The 782-nt window shown below is 56.3% G+C and carries 1 protein-coding gene and 1 pseudogene; one reads left to right on the top strand and one right to left on the bottom strand.

Annotation, left to right across the window (positions count from 1 at the left end; genetic code table 11):
• The coding region (locus ACXJ7R_RS35030; protein WP_457155788.1) for a thermonuclease family protein at window positions 1-299 on the bottom strand (299 nt) is incomplete at its 3' end.
• Between the two features lie 73 nt (window positions 300-372).
• Between ACXJ7R_RS35030 and ACXJ7R_RS35025 the strand changes: the two are divergent.
• Window positions 373-782: pseudogene (locus tag ACXJ7R_RS35025) on the top strand (hypothetical protein); the annotation flags it as partial.

Genomic DNA, 782 nt, shown 5'->3' with positions numbered 1-782 from the left:
CGTTTTGCTGCCCTAGCTTCATTTTGAGCCCTGACATAGAATCCGTCGCTGTATTTCGGCCAATCAAGCGCGTAGCCCCGTCTGACCATCCATTCCCCAATATCGATGCCGCCAGTAGTGCAGACGGCCACCATGCGCCTGAACTGGTCGCGGTCGACCTCAATGCACGAAGTCGGACTGTGGACTTTTAGAAAATCCGCAAGGGCGAGGGACGCTTTTTGCCCGCACCGGTAGTTCCTTCTGCCCGCGTCCAGGCAAAGTTGAGCACTTTCGGGCGCGTCGATACCATTGAGGCGAATTCGCTGCCCATGGATCTATAAAGGGAGCTCAGTTGACGTAGCCGAGGTGGGCCGGAGATTGGGGGCAGATTTCGTGGTGGAAGGAAGCATTCGGCTGGCAGGGCAGCGTATGCGCGCCACAGTTCAACTGATCGATGCGCAAACCGGCACTCACGTCTTCGCCGAAAAGTTTGACCGCGAAATGACCGACATATTCGCGGTGCAGGATGAATTCGTCGATTGCGTTCTTGGTCGGCTCTTTTTCAATTTGCAAGATGCCGCCGGGACCAAACGCGCGAAAAATCCCACGACAAGCGTTTCCGCCTACACATTATGGCTTAGGTCTCACGCGGCTTGGCGTAATGGCGATGAGCGGCTTGCTCGTGAACACATGCATGAAGCCATTCGCATCGATCCCCACTATGCGCCTGCGCTTGCTGCGCTCGCCCTGCTGTACGCTTATTGGCGGTTTAGCGAGCCTAACTCATCGACCGATGCTCAGGT

Source organism: Mesorhizobium sp. P5_C1, from assembly GCF_054049815.1.
This window is presented reverse-complemented; position numbering and strand designations above follow the sequence as displayed.